The organism is Pseudomonas sp. 10S4, from assembly GCF_034344865.1.
Taxonomy (GTDB): Bacteria; Pseudomonadota; Gammaproteobacteria; order Pseudomonadales; family Pseudomonadaceae; genus Aquipseudomonas.
On sequence record NZ_CP133774.1, the window covers coordinates 5,939,469 to 5,962,238 of the forward strand.

Annotated in this window: 20 protein-coding genes and 1 pseudogene; 11 read left to right on the top strand and 10 right to left on the bottom strand. The window is 59.3% G+C overall.

Annotation, left to right across the window (positions count from 1 at the left end):
• Positions 1-15: 15 nt before the first annotated feature.
• Positions 16-1,299: an arsenic transporter gene (locus tag RHM58_RS27705; RefSeq protein WP_201257578.1), complete on the bottom strand. Its 1,284-nt coding sequence runs from the start codon at positions 1,297-1,299 to the stop codon at positions 16-18.
• 224 nt (positions 1,300-1,523) lie between these two features.
• The gene (locus tag RHM58_RS27710; RefSeq protein WP_322268777.1) at positions 1,524-2,627 is read right to left on the bottom strand and encodes a DUF2855 family protein; all 1,104 of its coding nucleotides are present in this window, start codon (positions 2,625-2,627) and stop codon (positions 1,524-1,526) included.
• 55 nt (positions 2,628-2,682) lie between these two features.
• Here RHM58_RS27710 and RHM58_RS27715 point away from each other — a divergent pair, with 55 nt between their 5' ends.
• A complete protein-coding gene (locus RHM58_RS27715; protein ID WP_322268778.1) occupies positions 2,683-3,342 on the top strand; it encodes a TetR/AcrR family transcriptional regulator in 660 nt (219 codons plus the stop codon).
• A 107-nt stretch (positions 3,343-3,449) separates the two neighbouring features.
• Here the strand turns inward: RHM58_RS27715 and RHM58_RS27720 are convergent, their stop codons facing one another.
• Positions 3,450-4,010 carry an NADPH-dependent FMN reductase gene (locus RHM58_RS27720; protein ID WP_322268779.1) on the bottom strand — a complete coding sequence of 187 codons (561 nt, stop codon included), beginning with the start codon at positions 4,008-4,010 and terminating at the stop codon, positions 3,450-3,452.
• 175 nt (positions 4,011-4,185) lie between these two features.
• Here RHM58_RS27720 and RHM58_RS27725 point away from each other — a divergent pair, with 175 nt between their 5' ends.
• The gene (locus RHM58_RS27725; protein WP_322268780.1) at positions 4,186-4,446 is read left to right on the top strand and encodes a hypothetical protein; all 261 of its coding nucleotides are present in this window, start codon (positions 4,186-4,188) and stop codon (positions 4,444-4,446) included.
• An 88-nt stretch (positions 4,447-4,534) separates the two neighbouring features.
• Complete coding sequence (locus RHM58_RS27730; protein ID WP_201197429.1) at positions 4,535-5,428, top strand: LysR substrate-binding domain-containing protein; 894 nt, start codon at positions 4,535-4,537, stop codon at positions 5,426-5,428.
• Here the strand turns inward: RHM58_RS27730 and RHM58_RS27735 are convergent.
• The 5 genes from RHM58_RS27735 to RHM58_RS27755 form a co-directional block, all read right to left on the bottom strand.
• Complete coding sequence (locus tag RHM58_RS27735) at positions 5,394-6,008, bottom strand: GNAT family N-acetyltransferase (protein WP_201202706.1); 615 nt, start codon at positions 6,006-6,008, stop codon at positions 5,394-5,396. The genes RHM58_RS27730 and RHM58_RS27735 overlap by 35 nt on opposite strands.
• 14 nt (positions 6,009-6,022) lie before the next feature.
• On the bottom strand, positions 6,023-8,278 hold the full coding sequence (locus RHM58_RS27740; protein ID WP_322268781.1) for an Orn/Lys/Arg decarboxylase N-terminal domain-containing protein: 2,256 nt from the start codon (positions 8,276-8,278) through the stop codon (positions 6,023-6,025).
• Positions 8,279-8,629: 351 nt separating this feature from the next.
• Entirely contained in the window at positions 8,630-9,388 is a 759-nt protein-coding gene (gene dnaQ, locus RHM58_RS27745; RefSeq protein WP_201257430.1) for a DNA polymerase III subunit epsilon, read from the bottom strand.
• A 180-nt stretch (positions 9,389-9,568) separates the two neighbouring features.
• Complete coding sequence (locus RHM58_RS27750; RefSeq protein ID WP_322268782.1) at positions 9,569-9,952, bottom strand: MerR family transcriptional regulator; 384 nt, start codon at positions 9,950-9,952, stop codon at positions 9,569-9,571.
• Between the two features lie 150 nt (positions 9,953-10,102).
• Entirely contained in the window at positions 10,103-10,678 is a 576-nt protein-coding gene (locus tag RHM58_RS27755; protein WP_322268783.1) for an NAD(P)H-dependent oxidoreductase, read from the bottom strand.
• Between the two features lie 261 nt (positions 10,679-10,939).
• On the opposite strand from RHM58_RS27755, the gene RHM58_RS27760 reads away from it, so the two are divergent.
• A complete protein-coding gene (locus tag RHM58_RS27760; protein ID WP_201257427.1) occupies positions 10,940-11,245 on the top strand; it encodes a DUF2388 domain-containing protein in 306 nt (101 codons plus the stop codon).
• A gap of 114 nt (positions 11,246-11,359) precedes the next feature.
• On the opposite strand, the gene rnhA is transcribed toward RHM58_RS27760, so the two are convergent.
• Positions 11,360-11,812 (bottom strand): ribonuclease HI, encoded by a 453-nt coding sequence (gene rnhA / locus RHM58_RS27765; RefSeq protein ID WP_201197424.1) that lies wholly within the window; start codon positions 11,810-11,812, stop codon positions 11,360-11,362.
• An 89-nt stretch (positions 11,813-11,901) separates the two neighbouring features.
• Positions 11,902-12,660 (bottom strand): methyltransferase domain-containing protein, encoded by a 759-nt coding sequence (locus tag RHM58_RS27770; RefSeq protein WP_201202678.1) that lies wholly within the window; start codon positions 12,658-12,660, stop codon positions 11,902-11,904.
• A gap of 65 nt (positions 12,661-12,725) precedes the next feature.
• Here RHM58_RS27770 and gloB point away from each other — a divergent pair, with 65 nt between their 5' ends.
• The 7 genes and pseudogenes from gloB to RHM58_RS27805 all read left to right on the top strand — a co-directional run bounded on the left by gloB (position 12,726) and on the right by RHM58_RS27805 (position 22,752).
• Positions 12,726-13,493 carry a hydroxyacylglutathione hydrolase gene (gene gloB, locus RHM58_RS27775; protein WP_201202676.1) on the top strand — a complete coding sequence of 256 codons (768 nt, stop codon included), beginning with the start codon at positions 12,726-12,728 and terminating at the stop codon, positions 13,491-13,493.
• 99 nt (positions 13,494-13,592) lie between these two features.
• Positions 13,593-15,047, top strand: coding sequence for a transglycosylase SLT domain-containing protein (locus tag RHM58_RS27780; protein ID WP_201257426.1), 1,455 nt, complete (start codon positions 13,593-13,595; stop codon positions 15,045-15,047).
• A 324-nt stretch (positions 15,048-15,371) separates the two neighbouring features.
• Positions 15,372-17,203: pseudogene (locus tag RHM58_RS27785) on the top strand (extracellular solute-binding protein).
• Entirely contained in the window at positions 17,200-19,041 is a 1,842-nt protein-coding gene (locus RHM58_RS27790) for an extracellular solute-binding protein (protein ID WP_322268784.1), read from the top strand. The pseudogene RHM58_RS27785 and the gene RHM58_RS27790 overlap by 4 nt, the downstream one beginning before the upstream one ends.
• A 4-nt stretch (positions 19,042-19,045) precedes the next feature.
• The gene (locus RHM58_RS27795) at positions 19,046-20,119 is read left to right on the top strand and encodes a microcin C ABC transporter permease YejB (RefSeq protein WP_201202662.1); all 1,074 of its coding nucleotides are present in this window, start codon (positions 19,046-19,048) and stop codon (positions 20,117-20,119) included.
• A 1-nt stretch (position 20,120) separates the two neighbouring features.
• Positions 20,121-21,140 carry an ABC transporter permease gene (locus RHM58_RS27800; RefSeq protein ID WP_201202660.1) on the top strand — a complete coding sequence of 340 codons (1,020 nt, stop codon included), beginning with the start codon at positions 20,121-20,123 and terminating at the stop codon, positions 21,138-21,140.
• A gap of 1 nt (position 21,141) precedes the next feature.
• Positions 21,142-22,752: an ABC transporter ATP-binding protein gene (locus tag RHM58_RS27805; RefSeq protein WP_201202658.1), complete on the top strand. Its 1,611-nt coding sequence runs from the start codon at positions 21,142-21,144 to the stop codon at positions 22,750-22,752.
• Positions 22,753-22,770 lie beyond the last annotated feature (18 nt).

Sequence of the window (22,770 nt, forward strand, 5' to 3'; positions counted from 1 at the left end):
ATGGGCCGACGCGGTTTAAATGGATAACCGCACAGCCAACGCCGCCAACGTCACCAACAACACCGGCACCGTCAGCACAATCCCGACCTTGAAGTAATAACCCCACCCGATCGTGATGTTCTTGCGCTCCAGCACATGCAACCACAACAAAGTCGCCAAACTGCCAATCGGGGTGATTTTCGGCCCCAGGTCGCTGCCGATGACGTTGGCGTAGATCATCGCTTCCTTGACCACGCCCGTGGCCTGACTGGCATCAATCGAGAGCAGGCCGATCAGCACCGTTGGCAAGTTGTTCATGATCGATGACAACAACGCCGTCAGCACGCCAGTGCCCATGGCCGCGCCCCAGACGCCGTAACCGGCAAAGCCGTTCAGCCAACCGGCCAGGTAGTCGGTGAGCCCGGCATTACGCAGGCCATAGACCACCAAATACATGCCCAGGGAAAAAATCACGATCTGCCACGGCGCTTCTTTCATCACCTTGCGCGTGGAAATCTTGTGGCCGCGAGCAGCAATGCCCAGCAGCAACGCAGCGCAGACGGCGGAAATCGCGCTGATCGGAATGCCCAGCGGCTCCAGGGCGAAGCAGCCAACCAGCAAAATCACCAACACCACCCAACCGGCATAAAACGTGGCTTTGTCGTGGATCGCCGTGGCCGGGTCGTCCAGTTGCTCTGGGTCGTAAGCCTTGGGAATGTCCTTGCGAAAGAACCACATCAACATACCCAGCGTGGCGGCGACGCTGACGAAGTTGACCGGGATCATCACCGCCGCATAACGGTTGAAGCTGATATGAAAGAAGTCGGCAGAAACGATGTTCACCAGGTTCGACACCACCAACGGCAAGCTCGCGGTGTCGGCGATGAAACCGGCACCCATTACGAAGGCCAGGGTCGCAGCGGGCGAAAACCGCAATGCCAGCAGCATGGAAATCACGATTGGCGTGAGGATCAACGCCGCACCGTCATTGGCAAACAACGCCGACACCAGCGCCCCGAGCAACACCATGAACGCGAAGAGTTTGCGCCCATTGCCCTTGCCCCAGCGCGCCACGTGCAACGCCGCCCAGGCAAAGAACCCCGCCTCGTCCAGCAGCAAACTGATGATGATCAGCGCAACGAAGGTACCGGTGGCGTTCCAGATGATCTGCCAGACCAGCGGGATGTCACTCAGGTGCACCACCCCGAAGAGCAGCGCCAGAATCGCGCCAAACACCGCGCTCCAACCAACGCCCAGGCCCTTGGGTTGCCAGATCACCAGGGTGATGGTCAGCAGGAAAATCAACGACGCGATGAGCATGCACAGCAACCTTGAACAGACAATCGGGATGGGGATTTGTAACAGAGTGAATGGCCAGGGAGATAATTCCGTGGAGGGATACAAAAATCCCCGCCACACCTCAATCCCCTGTAGGAGCGAAGCTTGCTCGCGAAGGCGGCTGTACATTCAACGATGATGTTGACTGATACGACGCCTTCGCGAGCAAGCTTCGCTCCTACAGGGATTGTCGTTGAGTCAGCAAACTACAACTTGATGACATGCCCCTCGCCCGGCGCAACCTGCCCATGAAACAGCCGGGATAGTACACGTTGTGCCGCTTCGTAGCCTTCGTTCTCGACCACTTCAAGCAATGGCGTGGATTTCGCTGTCAGCAACTTATAAAACCGCTGCAACCCTTCGCCAATATGCTGGCTGACCTTTTCCGGCCCCCATTCGGCATTGCGTTTACGGATCTGGATCGGAGCAAAAAAGAACACGGGCTGCGGCCCTGCAATGGCGCTCAGCTGCGCCTTGTCGGTGCTTTGGGCGGAACCGGCGAAGCAGCTGTAAACCAATTGGCCGGCGAAATGCTGATGCACCCGATCACGCAATTTCAGGTCGCCGGAAAAATCCACATACAGCGTCAGACGATCATTCGGCAGGCTATCCAGTTCCTCGTAGGACACGGTACGTTCGTAACAACCCAGCGTTTCGACAAAGGCTTTGTTACCGGAAGAGGTCAGCGCGATCCGCTCAATATCCGGATTATTTTCAAGGCATACCGCCGTGCCGAAAGCGGTTTTGCTCGATGCACTGGAGAACACCAGTCGAGTGGCGCCAAAGAACTCCTTGTCTTGTAGGAAATCCGCCAACATCGATGACGTCAGAAACAGCGGCTTGAGCAAAATCTGCAGGTTTTCGGTTTCAGGCGTGTAGTACGCATCCCAACTGCAACGGGTGTACTGGTTGTAAGCCGAGGTCAGCGCCTGGCGATGCTCGGCCGCGTCATAGAAACCCCGCTCGGTGACCCGATCCGGACGCATCCACAAATAGCTGGCCAGCGGGAAGTAGCCGTAGAAGCGCTCGCCGACCTTGATGCCGACGACATCCGACGCCACCACATCGGCAAAACCCCAGGCCGGAATGTGGCCCCATTCCGCCTGCCCCGTAGGAAAGAAGCCCCAGTAGTTCATCGAATCGCCATACGCGGCGTAGGTAATGTTGTTGGTGGTCAGCGCGCAGCGGTCGATCTTCAGGATCACCTCGCCGGCCGCCGGAATCAGGCTGCGTTGTTCCTGCTCGATCCGGCTCTGGTCGAGGGCGTTTTTACGGGTGATCAGCCGTGTTACCGTGCTCAGGCTTTGCATCTTTCAGACTCCTGCTGCGAGTGAGTGGCGGGTAGCACCAGAGTAACGGCAGCCAATGAAGAGCGGGTTCGGAAACACCAAGGGCAGCACGCCAGCCTTCAACCCTCGCGCCAAGCCGTTGAAACGGCCGAGTCAAGCGCGGGCGATCTTCACCGTGGAAGCGATTTACCAGGCGTTTGTTCGGATTTGGCAGCGTGACGGCTGGTCGGGGCTGACCACCCGCGAAGTGGCGCTGGAAGCCGGCGTGGCCATTGGGACGCTGTACGACTACTTCCCGAGCAAAGAAGCCTTGCTGTCAGGTTACATCCGGCATGCCCTGGAGGGTTTATTGCTGGATCTGGAAGAACAGGTCGTACGCGCCAACGATCTGGATTGGCGAACCCGGATCAAACGCCTGATACGCCTGACCTGCGAGCCGGACGAGGTGCGCCAGCCACTGTTCAACCATGAAGTGTTTGTGATTGAACATCAGTTCACCGAACCCAAGCACCATCGACGACTGTTCCAGGAACTGTCGCAGAAATGGCGTGAGGCCTTCGCAGCGTGTGGTGACTTGCCTACGCAACCGACAGACGTTTGCATCGACGCCTGGGTGATCATGGCCTGGGGCGGCCGGCGTTATTGCGTGACCGCACAACCGACGGCGGAGCAAACCGCCGCGTGGCTGTCGGAAATCGAGATGATGATTTGTAGCCGGCTGACCAGCACCGAATAACCCCTGTGGGAGCGGGCTTGCTCGCGAAAGCGTCGTATCAGCCAACATTAATGTTGAATGTAAAACCGCATTCGCGAGCAAGCCCGCTCCCACAGGTTTTTGTGGTGTCAGACTTTTTTGTGTTGTTCGACGAACTGCCCGTAAGCATTGATGAAGCTCTGCAAGAACGGCTTCACCGATTCGCTAAGCTTGCCCGCCTCGTCGAAGGCTGTCCCGGCACCACTGAGGTAGGCTTCTGGCTGCTGCATACACGGCACATTGAGAAACACCATCGACTGACGCAGATGATGATTGGCGCCAAAACCGCCAATGGCGCCCGGCGAAGCGCTGATCACTGCACCCGGCTTGCCATTCCAGGCACTTTTGCCATATGGACGCGAACCCACGTCAATCGCGTTCTTCATCGGTGCCGGCACCGAACGGTTGTATTCAGGGGTCACAAACAGCACTGCGTCGGATGAGCTCACTTGTTGTCGGAAAGTGCTGTAGGCTGCCGGCGGTGAAGCACCATCGATGTCTTCGTTGTAGAGTGGCAAGTCGCCAATTTCGACGATGTTCAGTTTCAGATTGGCAGGCGCCAGATCAGCCAGGGCCAGCGCGACCTTGCGATTGATCGATTCTTTTCTCAAGCTGCCGACTATGACGGCGATCGTGTAGACGTTGCTCATGGAAGGTTCTCGACTATCGATGGAAAGAGCCTGTAGTTATAGATGACGATTCATTCAGCGGGCGAGCGAAAATCGCCGCCCCTGACTATTTTTTTCCTGTAGGAAAACTTACCTCGCCCAACCACGGTCTACTGAGCCGCAAATTGAGTGATTTATCTCCAGAGGTTCTAAGCAGATGGCAGCAGTACTCGTCGGTCAGTTCCATGCAAGAGACGCGGAAGGCCGCGTTTATTCCGTGCATGAGTTCCAGGAATCCACCCCGTCGGCAGACGGTGTCGAAGGCACGGAGCCTGTCACCACCTACAAACTGGCCATCGGCGATCGCATGAAGAAGCTCGATGACAACCGGTTCCAGTTGATCCAGTCGGATATCACCCTCACTCGCGAACCGGACACTTATGTCGGCAGCCTGCCGGAAACCACCATTGCCTCATAACCCTGTGTTATGAGCAGAAGTCATATGCGCGCACTTGAGTTAGGATTCAGACACTGACTCCCTCACCTGCTGAACATGGACTTCATGCATGCGTTTACGTCATATCGAAGTGATCCAGGCGCTCTTGCAGACCGGTCACCTGGGCACCGCCGCCGAATGGCTGCAGTTGCCCGTGACCGAGGTCGAAGGGATTTTGCGTGACGCCGAGGGTCAGTTGGGCTTCATGCTGTTCTCCAGCGTGCGCGGTCGCTTGCAGGCCACGCGCGAGGCGCGGGAGTTGCAGGTCGAGATCGCTCATGTCTATGAAGCTCTCGAACCGGTGCAACGCCTGGCCAACAGCCTCAAGCAATATTTGGCGCCACCGCTGCGCATCATCGGCACCCCGCCGCTGACTCAACAGTTATTGCCTCACAGCATCGCGGCCCTGCGCCGACGCTTTCCCGATGCACCCTGCACCCTCCTCAACCAACCCACCCGCGAGATTGTCCGCAGCCTGCTGTTGCGCGAAAGCGATTTGGGCCTGAGCCTGCATGACCCCGATCACGCCGACATCGATTGCCAAGTGATTGCCCAGGGCAAACTTCAGCTGCTGGCGCCTCATGGCTGGCTGCAACCCAAGCAGAAGTATGTGTCGGTGCAAGACCTGGCTGGCCAGGCGATGGTGGGTCTCGACGGCCATGATCCGTTGAGCCCGGCGCTGGAAATCAAGCTGCAAGCACTACGCCCGGCGCTGATGATCCAAACGCGAGTCCAGACCCATCAGATGATGCGCAGCATGGTCGAAGCCGGCGAAGGCCTGGCCATCGTCGACCCCTTCACCGCCCTCGGGGCCAAATCGTCCGGGCTGGATGTTTGCCCGCTGGCGCCGGCCGTGCCGATCAGCCTCTACGCCCTGACCTTGAAAAACGCCGAGCCCTCGCCCGCCGTTCAGGCCTTGCTGGCGATCATCACGGAACAAGCCGTGGCGATGCTGGCGAACTGATCGGATTTTCCAGCGGATTATCGAACAGCCGATACCAGAACAACGCCACTTCGGCGGTGTTCGGGTCGATGCCGCGATAGCGCAGATGATCGATCCCGCCAATCACAAAACCACAGCGCTCATAGAGCCGGCAGGCGCCCAGGTTGTTGTTTTGGGTTTCGAGCATGATGCCCGGCAGTTTCTTCTTGCGACTCCAGAACTGCGCCACATCCAGCAGCGACTTGGCCACGCCGTGACGACGGGCTGGCGCATGCACCGCCAGTTCGTCGATGTGGGCAAAGCCGTTCCAGTTGGTGCTGACCACCAGGTGGCCGACCGGCTCGTCATCCAGATAAGCCATGAAAATCGCACTGTCGGCGGCATCGCGGAAACTGCTGAACTCCTCGGGATCAATTCCGTAGCACTTTCGATAAGGGGTGATCGGCGTTACCGGCCACTGCGCCACCGGTTTACCGATTTCGGCGGCACCGTAGGCGGCGACTTCAAAACTGAAGTCGCTGCCCCAGATGTAGGCCGCAAAACCATCGTCGGCAACGCGCACCGACAGCCCTGGGTATTTCGGATTCATGACCGGTTGCATACTGGGAAAGGTCCTCATTCCTTGATGCAATCGACGGTGTAGTGCCGCCCATTGCCCTCATCTTCGTGTTGCAATCCGTGCACATCGGCGACAAACCCGGGGAAGCTGCTGTCGAAGGTACGGGCGAATGCAAGGTAATCAATGATCGATCGAGTCGATTCGGTGAAGCGCTCGCCAGGCATGATCAACGGAATCCCCGGCGGGTACGGCACCAGCATCACGGCAGCGATTCGCCCATTCAGGGCATCGATCGACACCGCCTCAACCTCACCTCGCACCAATTGATCATAGGCGTCGGCGGGCTTCATGGCGATTTCCGGCAGCACGGTATACATGCGCTTCAGGTGTTTGGCCGTGGCATTGCTGCGGTAGCAGGCGTGCAGTTGATCGCACAGGTCGCGCAGGCCCATGCCCTGATAACGCGCAGGATTTTCCTGAGTGACACAGGGCAGGCAGGTGCCAAGGCTGACGTTGGCGTCGTAACTGCGCTTGAACTCCAGCAACTCGGTCAGCAGCGTGCTCCATTTGCCCTTGGTGATGCCCATGGAGAACAGCACCAAAAACGAATACAACCCCGTCTTCTCGACCACCAATCCGCGTTCCCAAAGGAATTTACTGACCACTGCCGCCGGAATCCCGCGTTCACTCAAGGCGCCGCCGGCAGTCAGGCCGGGCATGACCAGCGTGACCTTGATCGGGTCGAGCAGCACGTAGTCATCCGTCACGCCGCCGAAGCCGTGCCAGTCAGCGTCGGGTTGCAACAGCCAGTCTTCGGTAACGACCTGAGTGATCCCTTCCACCGACGGCGGCTGCCAGATGGAAAACCACCAATCATCCGCCGCAATGTGCAGACGCAGATTGGCCAGTGCGCGGCGAAAACTCAGGGCTTCATCGAACATTTCCTGCAGCAGCGAACGCCCGGCCGGGCCTTCCATCATCGCCGAAGCCACGTCCAGCGACGCGATGATGCTGTACTGCGGCGAGGTGGAGATGTGCATCATGAACGCTTCGTTGAAACGGTCGCGATCCAGTTGCCGTGCACCGCCGTCCTGCACGTGGATCATCGACGCCTGACTGAACGCCGCCAGCAGTTTGTGCGTGGAATGGGTGGTGAACACCAGCGGGCTGTCCTCACTGCGCGACGTGCCCATGCCGTAACGGCCGGCGAAGAACTCGTGAAACGCCGCGTAGGCATACCAAGCCTCGTCGAAGTGCAAGACCTCGACGCTATTGCCCAGGCTCTGCTTGATCAACTCGGCGTTGTAGCACAAGCCGTCGTAGGTCGAATTGGTCACCACCGCCAACTTGACCTTGGGCGCACGGCCCTTGGTCAGCGGGCTGGCATCTATCTTGGCCTGGATTGATTCGCGGCTGAATTCGCTGAGCGGAATCGGGCCGATGATCCCAAGTTCATTGCGCTCCGGGCACAAGTACAACGGGATGGCGCCGGTCATGATGATCGAGTGCAAGACCGATTTGTGGCAATTGCGATCCACCAGCACCAGATCATCCCGGGCAACCATGGAGTGCCAGACGATCTTGTTCGCCGTCGAGGTGCCATTGATCACGAAAAAGGTGTGATCGGCGCCGAAATTGCGCGCAGCTCGGGCCTCGGCTTCAGCCAGTGGGCCGGTGTGATCGAGCAGCGAACCAAGCTCCGGCACGGACACCGACAAATCGGAACGCAGGGTGTTTTCCCCGAAAAACTGGTGGAACGCCTGCCCCACCGGGCTCTTGTGATACGCCACGCCACCGCCATGGCCCGGAGTGTGCCAGGAATAGTTGGAATCGGCGGTGTGCTGCACCAAGGCCTTGAAGAACGGTGGCAGCAGACCATCCAGGTACTTGCGCGCCGCCCGGGCCACCTGACGGGCGAGGAACGGCACGGTGTCTTCGAACAGATACAGAATGCCGCGTAGCTGATTGAGCTCGGCCATGGCGTCAGCCGGGGCGTTTTCCAGGGTGACCTGCTCGCCGAGAGCGAAGATCGGCAGGTCCGGCGCTCGCACCCGCGCCAGACCGATCAGCTCGGCCATGTTGTGCAAGAGATGGGAGTTGGTGCTGGCGTCTTCGGCGGCGATCAACATGCACGAGAGGCCGTGATGGGTCGAGGCGACCAGCCGCCCTTCGGTGTAATCCACCGCACTGAGAATGCTGAAGCCTTCCTGTTCCAGCTCCCGTGCGATGCCACGCACGCGGTCACCGGCAACGGTGTCGGCCTTGATGTCGCGATGGACGATCAAGACCGGGAATTTCAAATCTTTATACATGGGGCTCAGTGTCCTGAGGCGGCAGACCATGGCCTGCCAATCACCTCAGGGTAGAGGGTTGAGGCGGATGTGGCGAGCGCCAATGCCCCGAAGAGGGTCAGTGGGCGCACCATCATGTGGCCATCAACCTCAATCTGAAATGGAGAATTTTTGGCTGTCGCAAGACCTGTGGTGGGAGGGTTACCTGTGGCGAGGGAGTTTACTCCCGCTGGGACGCGAAGCGGCCCCCTGCATTTTTTCAGAGATACCGCGTTCGCGGGATTGACGACTGCTGCGCAGCCGAGCGGGAGTAAACTCCCTCGCCACAACAGCCCTACCCCCAAAACAGCCCGACATTCTGAGAAATAAGCCTCAGGCCTGAGTCTTCGCATCCACCAACTGCTGCCACAACGACGGCGCACCGGCGGATTTGGCCACCGCTTCGAGGCGAACCAAGTGCTGCGCCAGGTCATCTTCGCTAGCGCGGATGATCCGGGTTGGCTGGCGATCGGCAGGCAGGCGGCGAATCTCGGTGGCGGAGTTGTCCGCGCCCTCACCCGAACCATTACCGTCAGACGCATTACCCGCCAGGGACAGGCTGGTCTGGCCGCCGGTCATGGTCAGGTAAACGTCGGCGAGAATCTCGGAGTCGAGCAACGCGCCGTGCAGTTCGCGGCCGGAGTTGTCGACGCCGTAGCGTTTGCACAATGCGTCGAGGCTGTTGCGCTGCCCCGGGTGACGTTCCCGGGCCATCATCAGGGTGTCGAGGATCGAGCAGTGCTGCGTGATGTCAGCGCGATCTTGCTGACCCATCAGCGCGAATTCGTTGTTGATGAAGCCAACGTCGAACGCCGCGTTATGGATGATCAGCTGCGCACCCTTGATGAATTCGAAGAACTCATCGGCCACTTCAGCGAAACGCGGCTTGCCCACCAGGAATTCGTTGGTGATGCCGTGGACGCCGATGGCGCCTTCATCACTCTCGCGGTCCGGTTGCAGGTAAACGTGAAAATGCCGGCCCGTGAGACGCCGACCGATCAACTCGACACAACCGATTTCGACAATACGATGGCCGTCGGTCACCGGCATGCCGGTGGTTTCGGTATCGAGTACAACCATCCTTTGAGCCATATTCTGTTAAATCCTCATCTCTCATCACCCTGCCGTCACCCTGCGAAGGCCGGCGATATTAACACACCCGATCAATACGAAAACGAACGCTGTTTCCGAGCGGGGCGGTGCCGGCGATGACTTGTTGCCGGCGTAGCCAGGCAGCGCAAAGCGCTTCACCAGGTCATGCAATGAAACCGTTCAAGCGGTTTTGGCAAGGTGTTCGAACTGACATTGGTCCCGGGCATCCTTGAGACTGGCTTCGAACTCCGCCAGCCCTGCGTAGACCTTCTGTAACCCTTCGATCCGGGTCATCAGTTCCTGTTTTTTGTCGGCGATCGCCTTGTTGGCCAGGTCCCAGGGTAACTCCTGGCCCCGGTGATCCTGCAGGATCGCCTGCATTTCCTTGAGCCTGAAGCCCAATTGCTGAGCGCATTTGATGAAACTCAGCAACTCAACGCTCTGCAGGCTATAGACACGATATTTCCCTTCGCGCTGGGGCGGCGGCAACAAGCCAATGTCTTCATAGTGACGGATACTTTTGATCGTCGTACCCGACAACTGGGCGGCTTTGCCGATATACATGAAAAGTCCTTTTTATGGCCAGAAAGAGGCGCGCGCGGCATCTTCACATAGGTGCGCGAAGGCGGGAACCCGAAGACGTTAAATGGCGGGGGGATGGCAGGGATGAAGCTGGCATCGCCTGTTGCAAGGCGATGCTGCACAACGTACGTATCAGTGGCTGGCGATTGCCTGGGTTTGCTTGAGCCAGGCATCCCGCTGGTTGGGCCTGGAACCGAGCAGCGGTCCAAACGTCAGGGTCTTCAACGGCTTGATGCCACAGAACTCCAGCGTGGTCTTGCGCATCTGGTGCAGGCCAGGCATGCGATAGACCCACTTGTAGTACCACGGTGGCGTATCCATCGTGACCAGCAGGTGAGCCGTTCGTCCTTTCAGGAGTTTGTCGGGAAAGGCTTGGCCTTCGCGGTACTTGAAGGCAAAACCGGGCAGGAATATCCGGTCGACGAAGCCTTTCATCAAGGCCGGAATGCCGCCCCACCAGATCGGATAGACAAATGCCAAGTGCTCAGCCCAGGTGATGTCAGCCTGGGCCTTGAGCAGATCGGGCTCCAATTGCTGAATCTGTTTATAGCCATCGTGCAGCACCGGATCGAAACTCAGCGCATCCAGTCGTAACAGACGCACATCATGCCCGGCACTTTTTGCCGCCTCGACATAGGTCTCAGTCAAGGCACCACAGAAACTGTCGGTTGAAGGGTGACCCAGAATCACCAGTACTCGCTTGCTCATCTTCACTGCATCCTGAAAGTGGAGCGTTGAGGGTAGAGTGTGCCCCTAACGGGAGAGTCAATGGTCGGTTTGGCCAGGGTTAAGGAAAATCGGGTTTGCGACAGTTCGTGGCGATCTTGACGCATTCGCGAGATCCGGCCCGCGCCACCAACGTGACCGGCGCTCATGCAGTTTTTAACAATCATTAGCAATGTTCATAAAGTCTGGACGCAAGCCGCTTGTTAGCGTGGGCGGCTTGTATTCCAGGGGTTTGAACGCGTCATGAAGACTGCACGGTTTGTTTTGTTGAGTACCTGCCTGCTGGGTTCTGGCGCCCAGGCCACCAGTTTTGTCATCAGCACCGATATCACCATGAGCCTGATTCTGAGCTCAAGCAAAGGCACCAGCGGCTCATTCAAGGACGATAAAATTGTACTGGCGGCGAAGGATGATGCGGCCGCGTTTGTAGCCAGTGACGGGGATATTCGCGGGGTGAGGATTGAAGCGGCGTTTGCGCGGATTCGTAGGGTAATTACAGAGAACTCCTACACAGATCAGCAATTGGCGAACGCCATCTTGATGCTGTGAACCCGATCCCGGTAGGAGCTGCCGAAGGCTGCGATCTTTTGATCTTCGCTGTTAAAAGCAACGTCAAAAGATCGCAGCCTTCGGCAGCCCCTACACGGGAATCGTGATCAGCCGTCAGTCTTGTTTGTAACCACGCACATCATCCACACCACGGTTGGCCAACTGGTCGGCCCGTTCGTTGCCGTGGTGGCCGATGTGGCCGCGGACCCACTTCCAGGTCACGTTGTGGCGGTTGACCTGTTCGTCCAGCAGTTTCCACAGGTCGGCATTTTTAACCGGTTCCTTGGCAGCCGTTTTCCAGCCACGCTTCTTCCAGTTATCCATCCACTCGTTGATGCCTTTCATCACGTACTGGGAGTCCGTTACCAGCAGCACGTCGCAGGAACGCTTGAGTTCTTCCAGGCCTTTGATCGCGCCCATCAGTTCCATGCGATTGTTGGTGGTGTTGGCTTCGCCGCCCCAGAGTTCCTTTTCGACGCCCTTGCACACCAGCAGTGCGCCCCAGCCGCCGGGGCCAGGGTTGCCTTTGCAGGCGCCATCAGTGAACAGTTCTACGCTATCGCTCATGCCAATCTATCCAGAAAATGCGGTGGCTCGCCGATCCAGGATCGACGATGCCCGAGGCCGGGCAAGCCCGGCCGGGAAATAAAGAGTGTTTATGGCTCGATGTGGCGACGATTGACCTTGGCCATAGGCAATGGAATCAACTTGCCCATCGGTTCGCGCCGTTCCTGGCGCACCGGCCGCAGGCCGACCACGATCTTGCGCGCGACCAATAAATAGAAGCCGCCGCCCGATAGCTGCCAGTCACCAGCCTTGCGCTCCCAACCCGCCAGACGGGCCTGCCATGTGGGCGACGCAAGCGGCGGACGATAGCACCCGAAGCGGCGTTTCTCCAGCGCGAAGCCCAGCAGGTTCAACCAGTCGCTGACCCGCGATGGCGAAATACAACGGGCCTGGCGCATGGCGTCGTTGGCAAAGACGTGGCGCAAGCCCCAAGCGCTCCATGGATTGATACCGACGATCAGCAAATGCCCGCCGGGCCGCACACTGCTCGCCGCTTCGCGCAGCAAACCGTGGGGCGACAGGCAGAAATCCAGCCCATGCTGCAACACCACCACGTCCGCGGCGTGCTCGCTCAAGGGCCAGGCCTGTTCTTCGCAGACGATCTCGACGCCGGGCAATGGCGCGCCGAGGCGTACGTTACGCTGCACTTGCGGCGCGGACGGCGGTGTCTCGGCCTGCGGGCCGTAGTGCACCAGGTAGCCGCCGAAGAACCGACCCAACTCGTCTTCGAGCATGCGCCGTTCTTCGTCCAGCAGAAATTGCCCAATGGGGCCGGACAGCCATTCACGGGCCGCGCTGATCAATGCCAGCCAGTCAGGATCAGCCTGAGCGAACGCTTTATCGGTCATTGCATTCTCCAAAGCGCCAGGAAGTTCTAAGATGCGCCATTGTTTTCCGCTTGGCGAATCCGACGATGATACAGATCAGTGCCCTACCCGCCTTCACCGACAACTACATCTGGTTGTTGCAGGACCACCGCACCCAACGCTGCGCCGTGGTCGATCCGGGCGACGCCGCGCCGGTCCAGGCCTGGCTGGCGGCGCATCCGGGCTGGGTGCTCAGCGATATTCTGATCACTCACCACCATCATGACCATGTCGGCGGCGTCGAACAGCTGAAAAAAGCGACTGACGCAACTGTCTACGGCCCCGCCAGCGAAACCATCCCGGCACGGGACGTCGCGCTCAAGGACAACGACCGCATCAACGTGCTCGGCTGGGACTTCGATGTGTTCGCCGTCCCCGGCCACACCCTGGGGCACATCGCCTTTTATCACCACGGCCTGCTGTTTTGCGGCGACACCCTGTTCGCCGCCGGTTGTGGTCGGTTGTTCGAAGGCACGCCGGAGCAGATGCACACCTCGCTGACGCGCCTGGCGTCCTTGCCTGAGGATACGCTGGTCTATTGCACCCACGAATACACCCTCAGCAACCTGAAGTTTGCCGCAGCAGTCGAACCGGGTAATCCGGACACCGCCGAACGGCTGGCCAAAGTCACCGCTCAGCGCGAAGCCGGGGTCATGACATTGCCTTCGACAATCGCCCTGGAAAAGCTCACCAACCCATTTTTACGTGTCAGCGAAACATCCGTTAAAGAAAAAGTGGACGAACGGAATGGAACCAATAACCGGGTCCCGAGTGCGGTTTTTGCTGCCTTGCGAGCTTGGAAAGATAAGTTCTAAGCAGGCTACCTATTGGTACAAAAATTCTGAATGGTTGACCGCGACGGGTACGCTTTCTAGAATCCCCCGACATTTTTGCCCGGAACTTACTTCCAGCCAATGTCGTCATCTATTCGTAAAGCCATCAATTCAGACGCATTGACCCGCTTGGCTCAAGCCATAGCGGTGGCTGTGTCCGCCACTTTGGCGGGCTGTTCAAGCCATGTGCCGCAGACCGACGCGGCCCACACTCCGAATATCGCCGCTCGAGCCAAGCAAAAACCTATCTGGCTCAGCGAAAAACCTACTCCACAAGTACCTCAGGACGTCTGGGAGCGCATGCGCCAAGGCTTCCAACTGCAGGATGGCCTGGGCGTCAACCCGCGTATCGAGCAACAACGACTGTGGTTCGCCAGCAACCCGTCCTTCCTCGAAAACGCCGGCGAACGCGGCAGCCTGTACATCCACTACATCATCGAACGCCTTGAAGAACGCAACATGCCGCTGGAACTGGCGCTGCTGCCAGTGATTGAAAGCGCCTACAACCCGATGGCCTATTCCCGGGCCGACGCGGTGGGCCTTTGGCAATTCATCCCTTCCACCGGGCGTTACTACAACCTGCGTCAAACCCGTTTCTATGATGGCCGTCGCGACATTACCGCCTCGACCACCGCGGCCATGGATTACCTGACCCGCCTGCACGACATGTTCAACGGTGACTGGTTGCTGGCCCTCGCTGCTTATAACGCCGGCGAAGGCACGGTCAGCCGGGCCATCGAGCGTAACGAGAAGCTTGGTTTGCCAACCGACTACTGGAACCTGCCGCTGCCGGCCGAAACCCAGGCCTACGTGCCGAAGTTGCTGGCCCTGTCGCAAGTGGTGCTGTCGCCGGAAGCCTACGGCGTGAACCTCAGCCCGATCGCCAACGAACCGTACTTCCAGGTCGTCGAAATCAACCAGCGCATGGACCTGTCCAAGGTTGCCGCGGTGGCCAACATCGACGAAGACGAACTGTTCCAGCTCAACCCGGCCTTCAAGCAGCGCACCACCATCGACGGTCCCCAGCATTTGCTGGTGCCGACGTCCAAGGCGCAACTGCTGACTGCCAGCCTGTCGACCATGCGCCCCGAAGAGCTGATCAGCTCGCGACCACTCAAACCAGTGTTCGAAGGTGCCGACGACAACGAAATCGCCAAACTCAAGCGCGCCTATCGCGTCAAACGTGGCGACAACCTGGCGACCATCGCCAAAGCGAACAAGGTCGATGTCAAAGACCTGCAACGCTGGAACAAGATGACCGGCAAGAACCTCAAGGTCGGCCAGACCCTGGTCATGCGGGACACCACCAAACGTAGCGCCGGTCGCGTCAACACCGTCGTGGCAGCCAACTCCAAGGCGAACGGCAAGACCACCAGCAAGACGGAGCAAACCCAATACAAGGTCAAGCAAGGCGACTCGCTGTACATGGTCGCCAAGCGTTTCAACGTTGAAATGCAACACCTCAAGCGCTGGAACCCGCGGGTTGGCCAGGCGCTGAAGCCAGGTCAGATGCTGACGGTGTCTTCGCCACGCTAAAAAAAGCCCCTGGATCCAGGGGCTTTTTTTGCCTGCGATTTGAGGGTTGTGGTGGCTTTTGTGGCGAGGGGCTTGCCCCCGTTCGGATGCGAAGCAGTCGCTAAACCTATTAGCACGGTTTAATTGAAAGAATGCCGGGGCCGCTTCGCGACCCAACGGGGGCAAGCCCCCTCGCCACAGGCAAGCTCGCTCCCACAGGTTCTGCGAGTCGCCGGACCTCCACGCCAGCAATTAACAGCGCATTACCCCCTGTCTTTTTCCTGTCGATACAAGCTGTTACTGTACGGCCCACAAAGCCCAAGCCGCCTGGATCGGATCTCTGACTTGAAGCGCGCCCTCCTCCTGCTCCTGATCAGCCTGGCCTTGAGCTCACCCGCAAGCGCGACGATCAGCGAAAGCCATGGTTATGCGCAGTTCGGCACGCTCAAGTACCCGGCCAGATTTACCCACTTCGACTGGGTCAACCCGCAAGCGCCCAAGGGCGGTACGTTGCGGGTGATGGCGTTTGGCACCTTCGATACGCTCAACCCTTACACCTTCAAGGGCTCAAGCCCGGTTTCCACCCCGAATTTCCTGCAATACGGCATCAACGAGCTCAACGAACCGCTGATGGTCGGCACCGGCCAGTACGCGCCGTCCGGCGACGAGCCAACGTCCAGCTATGGCCTGATCGCCCAATCGGTGGAATACAGCGAGGACCGCAGCTGGGTGGTGTTCAACCTGCGCCCTGAAGCGCGTTTCCACGATGGCACGCCGATCACCGCTTACGACGTGGCGTTTTCCTACCGGTTGCTGCTCAAGGAAGGCCATCCGCAGTACCGCACCGCCCTCCAGGAAGTGCTGCGGGTCGACATCCTAAACCCGCAACGCATTCGCTTTGTCTTCAAGCGCGCCGGCAATCCGTTGCAGATCCTGCGTCTGGGCGAGTTGCCGGTGCTGCCCCAGCATTACTGGAAAGGTCGCGACTTCAAGGCCACCACCTTCGAGCCGCCGCTGGGCAGCGGGCCGTATCGCATCACCTCGGTGCAACCGGGGCGGCAGATCATCTTCGAACGGGTCAAGGATTACTGGGGCAAGGACCTGGCGGTCAATCGCGGCAAGTACAACTTCGACCGCATGGAAGTCGAGTTCTACCGCGACAGCGACGTGGCCTTCGAAGCCTTCAAGGCCGGCGAATTCGACATCTACATCGAGCATCAGGCGAAGAACTGGGACAACGGTTATAACTTCCCGGCCGTCACCCGTGGCGATGTGATCAAGGCGCAGATCCCGCACCAGATCCCGACCCAGAGCCAGGGCCTGTTCATGAATACCCGGCGCCCGACTTTTTCCGAGGTCAAGGTCCGCGAAGCGCTGGGGCTGATGTTCGATTTCGAGTGGACCAATCGCACGCTGTTCAGCGGCGCCTACAAGCGCGCCACCAGTTACTACCCCAACAGTGAATTCGAGGCCACCGGCCTGCCGGTTGGTCACGAATGGCTGATGCTCAAGCCCTATCGCGAACAGTTGCCCGCCAAGCTCTTCGTCGAGCCCTTCAGCCTGCCGCAGACCGACGGCCGCGGCATCCCCCGGGAAACCTTGCGCAAAGCCTTGGGCCTGCTCAACGAGGCCGGCTGGAAGCTCAACGGCCAACGGGTCGAAAACGCCAAAGGCCAGCCGCTGCGGTTTGAGATTCTGCTGGTCAACCCAAACCTGGAACGCATCCTTCAGCCCTACGTCGAGAACCTCGCCAGCATCGGCATCGACGCCCGGCTGCGTACGGTGGATCGCGCCCAGTACAAACAACGCCTGGATCAGTTCGATTTCGACATGATCCTGATGACCCTCAACCAGACCCTCAGCCCGGGACTGGAGCAATGGCAGTACTTCCATTCCAGCCAGGCCGGGGTCAAGGGCAGTAAAAACTACGCGGGCATCGCCAACCCGGTGGTCGATCATTTGCTTGAGCAACTGCTCGCCGCGCAGACTCGCGATGAACAGGTCGCCGCCGGCAAGGCCTCGACCGGGTGCTGCTGTGGCAGCACTACAGCATTCCCAACTGGTACCTTAATTATCATCGCCTGGCCTACCGCAACCGGTTCGCCTTCGTCACCACGCCGCCCTACACCCTGGGCATTTCTGCGTGGTGGCTGAAATCTTCGGAGAAAGGTCAATGAACCCCGTACGCGCTCTGCTCTTGCAGGCCAGCGGTCTGTTGTTCGCCGGGCTGGCCTGCGCCGCCCCGCAACATGCCCTGACCCTGTACAACGAGCCGCCGAAATACCCGGCCGACTTCAAGCACTTCGATTACGTCAACCCTGACGCGCCCAAGGGCGGGATCTTCCGCCAGGCCGGTTTCGGCGGGTTCGACAGCCTCAACCCGTTCATCAGCAAAGGCGTGCCGGCCGACGATATCGGGATGATCTACGACACCCTGGCCAAGCAAGGCCTGGACGAACCGTTCACCGAATACGGGTTGATCGCCGGCAAGATCGAGAAGGCCCCGGACAACAGCTGGGTGCGTTTCTACCTGCGCCCGGAAGCGCGGTTCCACGACGGTCACCCGGTGCGCGCCGAAGACGTGGTGTTCAGTTTCGAGACCCTGATCAAGGACGGCGCCCCGCTCTATCGCGGCTACTACAGCGACGTCGCGGAGGTGGTCGCCGAAGACCCGCTGACGGTGCTGTTCAAGTTCAAGCACAACAACAACCGCGAGCTGCCGCTGATCCTCGGCCAGTTGCCGGTGCTGCCAAAACATTGGTGGGCGACCCGCGACTTCAACAAAGGCAACCTGGAAATCCCGCTGGGCAGCGGCCCCTACAAGGTCAGCGAAGTGAAGGCCGGGCGGTCGGTGCGTTACGAACGGGTCAAGGATTACTGGGGCAAAGACCTGCCGGTAAACCGTGGTTTTTACAACTTCGACGTGATGACCTCCGACTATTACCGCGACAACACCGTGGCCCTCGAAGCACTCAAGGCCGGGCAGTTCGATTACTGGCTGGAGATGACCGCGAAGAACTGGGCCAATGCCTACAACATCCCGGCCGTTACCGAAGGTCGGTTGATCAAGGAACAGATTCCCAACGGCAACCCGACGGGCATGCAAGGCTTCGTGTTCAACCTGCGTCGCCCGGTGTTCCAGGACATCCGCGTGCGTCAGGCCCTGACGTTGCTGCTGGATTTTGAATGGACCAACAAGCAACTGTTCAACGGCGCCTATGCGCGCACTCGCAGTTTCTTCGAAAACTCGGAAATGGCCGCCACCGGCCTGCCGGACGCCGATCAACTGGCAATCCTCGATCCGTTCCGCAGCAAGCTGCCGGCCGAGGTGTTCAGCGAGGCGTTCCAAAACCCGACGACCGACGCCAGCGGCATGATTCGCACCCAGCAACGCAAGGCCTATCAGTTGTTGCAAGAGGCCGGCTGGCGGATCGTCGATGACAAAATGGTCGATGCCACCGGCAAACCGGTGAGCATCGAATTTCTGCTGGCCCAGACCGAATTCGAACGGGTGCTGTTGCCATTCAAGCGTAACCTCAGTGACCTCGGCATCGATCTGGTGATTCGCCGGGTTGACGTCTCGCAGTACATCAACCGCGTGCGCTCCCGGGACTTCGACATGATCGTCGGCAGCTTCCCGCAGTCCAGCTCGCCGGGCAACGAACAGCGCGAGTTCTGGATGTCCGCCGCCGCCGATAAACCCGGCAGCCGCAACTCCATGGGCCTGAAAGACCCGGTGGTGGACCAATTGGTCGAGGAACTGATCAACGCCGATTCGCGTAAAAGCCTGGTAGCCCACGCCCGGGCGCTGGACCGCGTGCTGCAATGGGGTTATTACGTGATCCCCAACTGGCACATCAAGACCTGGCGCGTGGCCTACTGGAACCACATCGGCCACCCAAAAATTTCACCCAAGTACGACGTCGGCATCGCCACCTGGTGGGTCAAGCCTGACGCAAAACCGGCTGTAGAAGTCGAAACCAAACTGCAAGCCGACCCTGCGGGCACGGAGTAATCAGATGCTGGCGTATATTTTTCGGCGACTGCTGCTGATCATCCCGACCTTGTTCGGTATTTTGCTGATCAATTTCCTGATCATCCAGGCCGCTCCCGGTGGCCCGGTGGAACAGATGATCGCCAAGCTCGAAGGCTTTGAAGGCGCCACCAGCCGCATCGCCGGTGGCGGTGCCGAAGTCTCGGTGGCAGGCTCGGCCTATCGCGGCGCCCAGGGCCTGGACCCGGCGCTGGTCAAGGAAATCGAGCACATGTACGGCTTCGACAAATCGGCGCCGGAACGCTTGTGGATCATGGTCAAGAACTACGCGACCCTGGATTTCGGCGACAGCTTCTTCCGCGACGCGAAGGTCATCGACCTGATCAAGGAAAAGATGCCGGTGTCGATCTCCCTCGGGCTGTGGAGCACGCTGATCATGTACCTGGTATCGATCCCGCTGGGGATCGCCAAGGCCACGCGACACGGCAGCCATTTCGACGTCTGGACCAGTTCGGCGATCATCGTCGGTTACGCAATCCCGGCGTTCCTGTTTGCCATCCTGCTGATCGTGGTGTTTGCTGGCGGTAGTTATTTCGACTGGTTCCCGCTACGGGGCCTGACCTCGAACAACTTCGCCGAACTGAGCATGGGCGGCAAGATTCTCGATTACTTCTGGCACCTGGCCCTGCCGGTGACGGCGCTGGTGATCGGCAACTTCGCGACCATGACCTTGCTGACCAAAAACAGCTTCCTTGATGAAATCAACAAGCAGTACGTGGTCACCGCGAAAGCCAAGGGCCTGACCAATCACCGAGTGCTTTACGGCCACGTATTCCGCAACGCCATGCTGTTGGTGATCGCCGGGTTCCCGTCGGCGTTCATCGGCATTTTCTTTACCGGCTCGCTGCTGGTGGAAGTGATTTTCTCCCTCGACGGCCTCGGCCTGATGAGTTTTGAAGCGGCGATCAACCGCGATTACCCGGTGGTCTTCGGCACGTTGTTTATCTTCACGTTGTTGGGGCTGGTGGTGAAACTGATCGGCGACCTCACCTACACCCTGGTCGATCCGCGTATCGACTTCGAACACCGGGAGCATTGAGATGAACCTGTCTCCCCTCAATCGCCGTCGTTTCGAATTGTTCAAGGCCAACAAGCGTGGCTGGTGGTCGCTGTGGCTGTTTCTGATCCTGTTCGGCGCCAGCCTCGGTGCCGAATTGATTGCCAACGACAAACCGCTGGTCGTGCATTACGACAACAGTTGGTATTTCCCGGCACTCAAGCGCTACCCGGAAACCACCTTCGGCGGTGAATTCCCGCTGGAAGCCAACTACAAGAGCCCTTACATCCGCGAACTGCTCAAGGCCAAGGACGCCTGGATTCTGTGGGCGCCGATCCCTTACAGCTACCAGAGCATCAACTACGACCTGAAAGTCCCGGCCCCGGCACCGCCCTCGGCAGACAACCTGCTGGGCACCGACGATCAGGGCCGCGATGTGTTGGCCCGAGTGATTTACGGCTTCCGGATTTCGGTGTTGTTTGCCCTGACGCTGACCATTCTCAGCTCGATCATCGGCGTGATCGCCGGGGCCTTGCAGGGTTTCTATGGCGGCTGGGTCGATCTGGCCGGGCAGCGTTTCCTCGAGATCTGGTCCGGGCTGCCGGTGCTCTATCTGCTGATCATCCTCGCCAGTTTCGTCCAGCCGAACTTCTGGTGGTTGCTGGGGATCATGCTGCTGTTTTCGTGGATGAGCCTGGTGGACGTGGTCCGTGCCGAGTTCCTCCGTGGCCGTAACCTTGAATACGTGCGCGCGGCCCGGGCGCTGGGGATGCAGAATGGCGGAATAATGTTCCGCCACATCCTGCCCAACGCCATGGTCTCGACCATGACCTTCATGCCGTTCATCCTGACCGGCGCCATTGGCACGCTGACGGCGCTGGACTTCCTCGGTTTCGGTTTGCCGGCCGGCAGCCCGTCGCTCGGCGAACTGGTGGCCCAGGGCAAATCCAACCTGCAGGCGCCGTGGCTCGGCATGAGCGCGTTTGCGGTACTGGCGTTGATGTTGAGTTTGCTGGTGTTTATCGGCGAGTCCGCTCGCGATGCCTTCGACCCGAGGAAGTGAAATGAATCAGGACAATCTGATCGAAGTGCGCGACCTCGCCGTCGAATTCGTCGTCGGCGAGCGCGTGCAGCGGGTGGTCGAAGGCGTCAGCTTCGATATCAAGCGCGGCGAAACCCTGGCCTTGGTGGGCGAAAGCGGCTCCGGAAAATCGGTGACCGCGCACTCGATCCTGCGCCTGCTGCCCTACCCGCTCGCCCGGCACCCGTCCGGCACCATCGAATATTCCGGGCAAGACCTGCTGAGCCTGAAAGAGAAAACCATCCGTCACATCCGTGGTAACCGGATCGCGATGATCTTCCAGGAGCCGATGACCTCGCTCAATCCGCTGCACTCAATCGAGAAGCAGATCAATGAGGTGCTGGGCATTCACAAGGGTTTGACCGGCAAAGTCGCGACCAAGCGCACGCTGGAGCTGCTGGAGATGGTCGGCATCCCCGAGCCGCACAAGCGCCTCAAGGCCCTGCCTCACGAATTGTCCGGCGGCCAGCGGCAACGGGTAATGATCGCCATGGCCCTGGCCAACGAGCCGGAACTGCTAATAGCCGACGAGCCAACCACCGCTTTGGACGTGACCGTTCAGCTGAAAATCCTCGAATTGCTCAAGGAATTACAGGCCCGTTTGGGCATGGCGTTGTTACTGATCAGTCACGATTTGAACCTTGTGCGAAGAATTGCGCATCGCGTATGTGTCATGCAGCGCGGTTGCATCGTCGAACAGGCATCGTGCGAAGAGTTGTTCCGCGCGCCGCAGCATCCGTACACTCGGGAACTGCTGGCAGCGGAGCCCAGCGGCAAGCCGGCGACCAACGTTATTGGCCCGCCATTGCTGCAAGTCGAGGACCTGAAAGTCTGGTTCCCGATCAAGAAAGGCTTCTTGAAAACCACGGTGGATTACGTCAAAGCGGTCGACGGGATCAATTTCAGCCTGCCCCAGGGCCAGACCCTGGGGATTGTGGGAGAAAGCGGTTCCGGTAAATCGACACTCGGTTTGGCGATTTTGAGGTTGATCGGCAGCAAGGGCGGCATCCGTTTTGAAGGCAAGCAGCTAGACTGCCTGACGCAGAGCGAGGTTCGGCCGTTGCGCCGGGAGATGCAGGTGGTGTTCCAGGACCCGTTCGGCAGCCTGAGCCCACGGATGTGCGTGAGCCAGATCGTCGGCGAAGGCCTGCGAATCCACAAGATGGGCACCGAGGCGGAACAGGAACAAGCGATTATTGCGGCATTGAAGGAGGTAGGCCTGGACCCGGAAACCCGGAACCGCTACCCCCATGAATTTTCCGGCGGGCAACGGCAGAGAATCGCCATTGCCCGGGCATTAGTGCTAAAACCGGCGTTGATACTGTTGGACGAGCCGACTTCGGCCCTCGACCGGACAGTCCAGCGCCAAGTGGTGGAGCTTTTGCGTTCACTGCAAACCAAGTACAACCTGACGTATCTGTTTATCAGCCATGACCTGGCTGTCGTCAAAGCGCTGAGCCACCAGTTGATGGTGGTCAAGCATGGCCAAGTGGTCGAACAGGGAGACGCGCAAAGTATCTTTGCCGCCCCCCAACATCCGTATACACAGCAGTTGCTGGAAGCCGCTTTCCTGGCACCAGCCACTGCGCAATAACCTGAAAAGAGGAGCAAC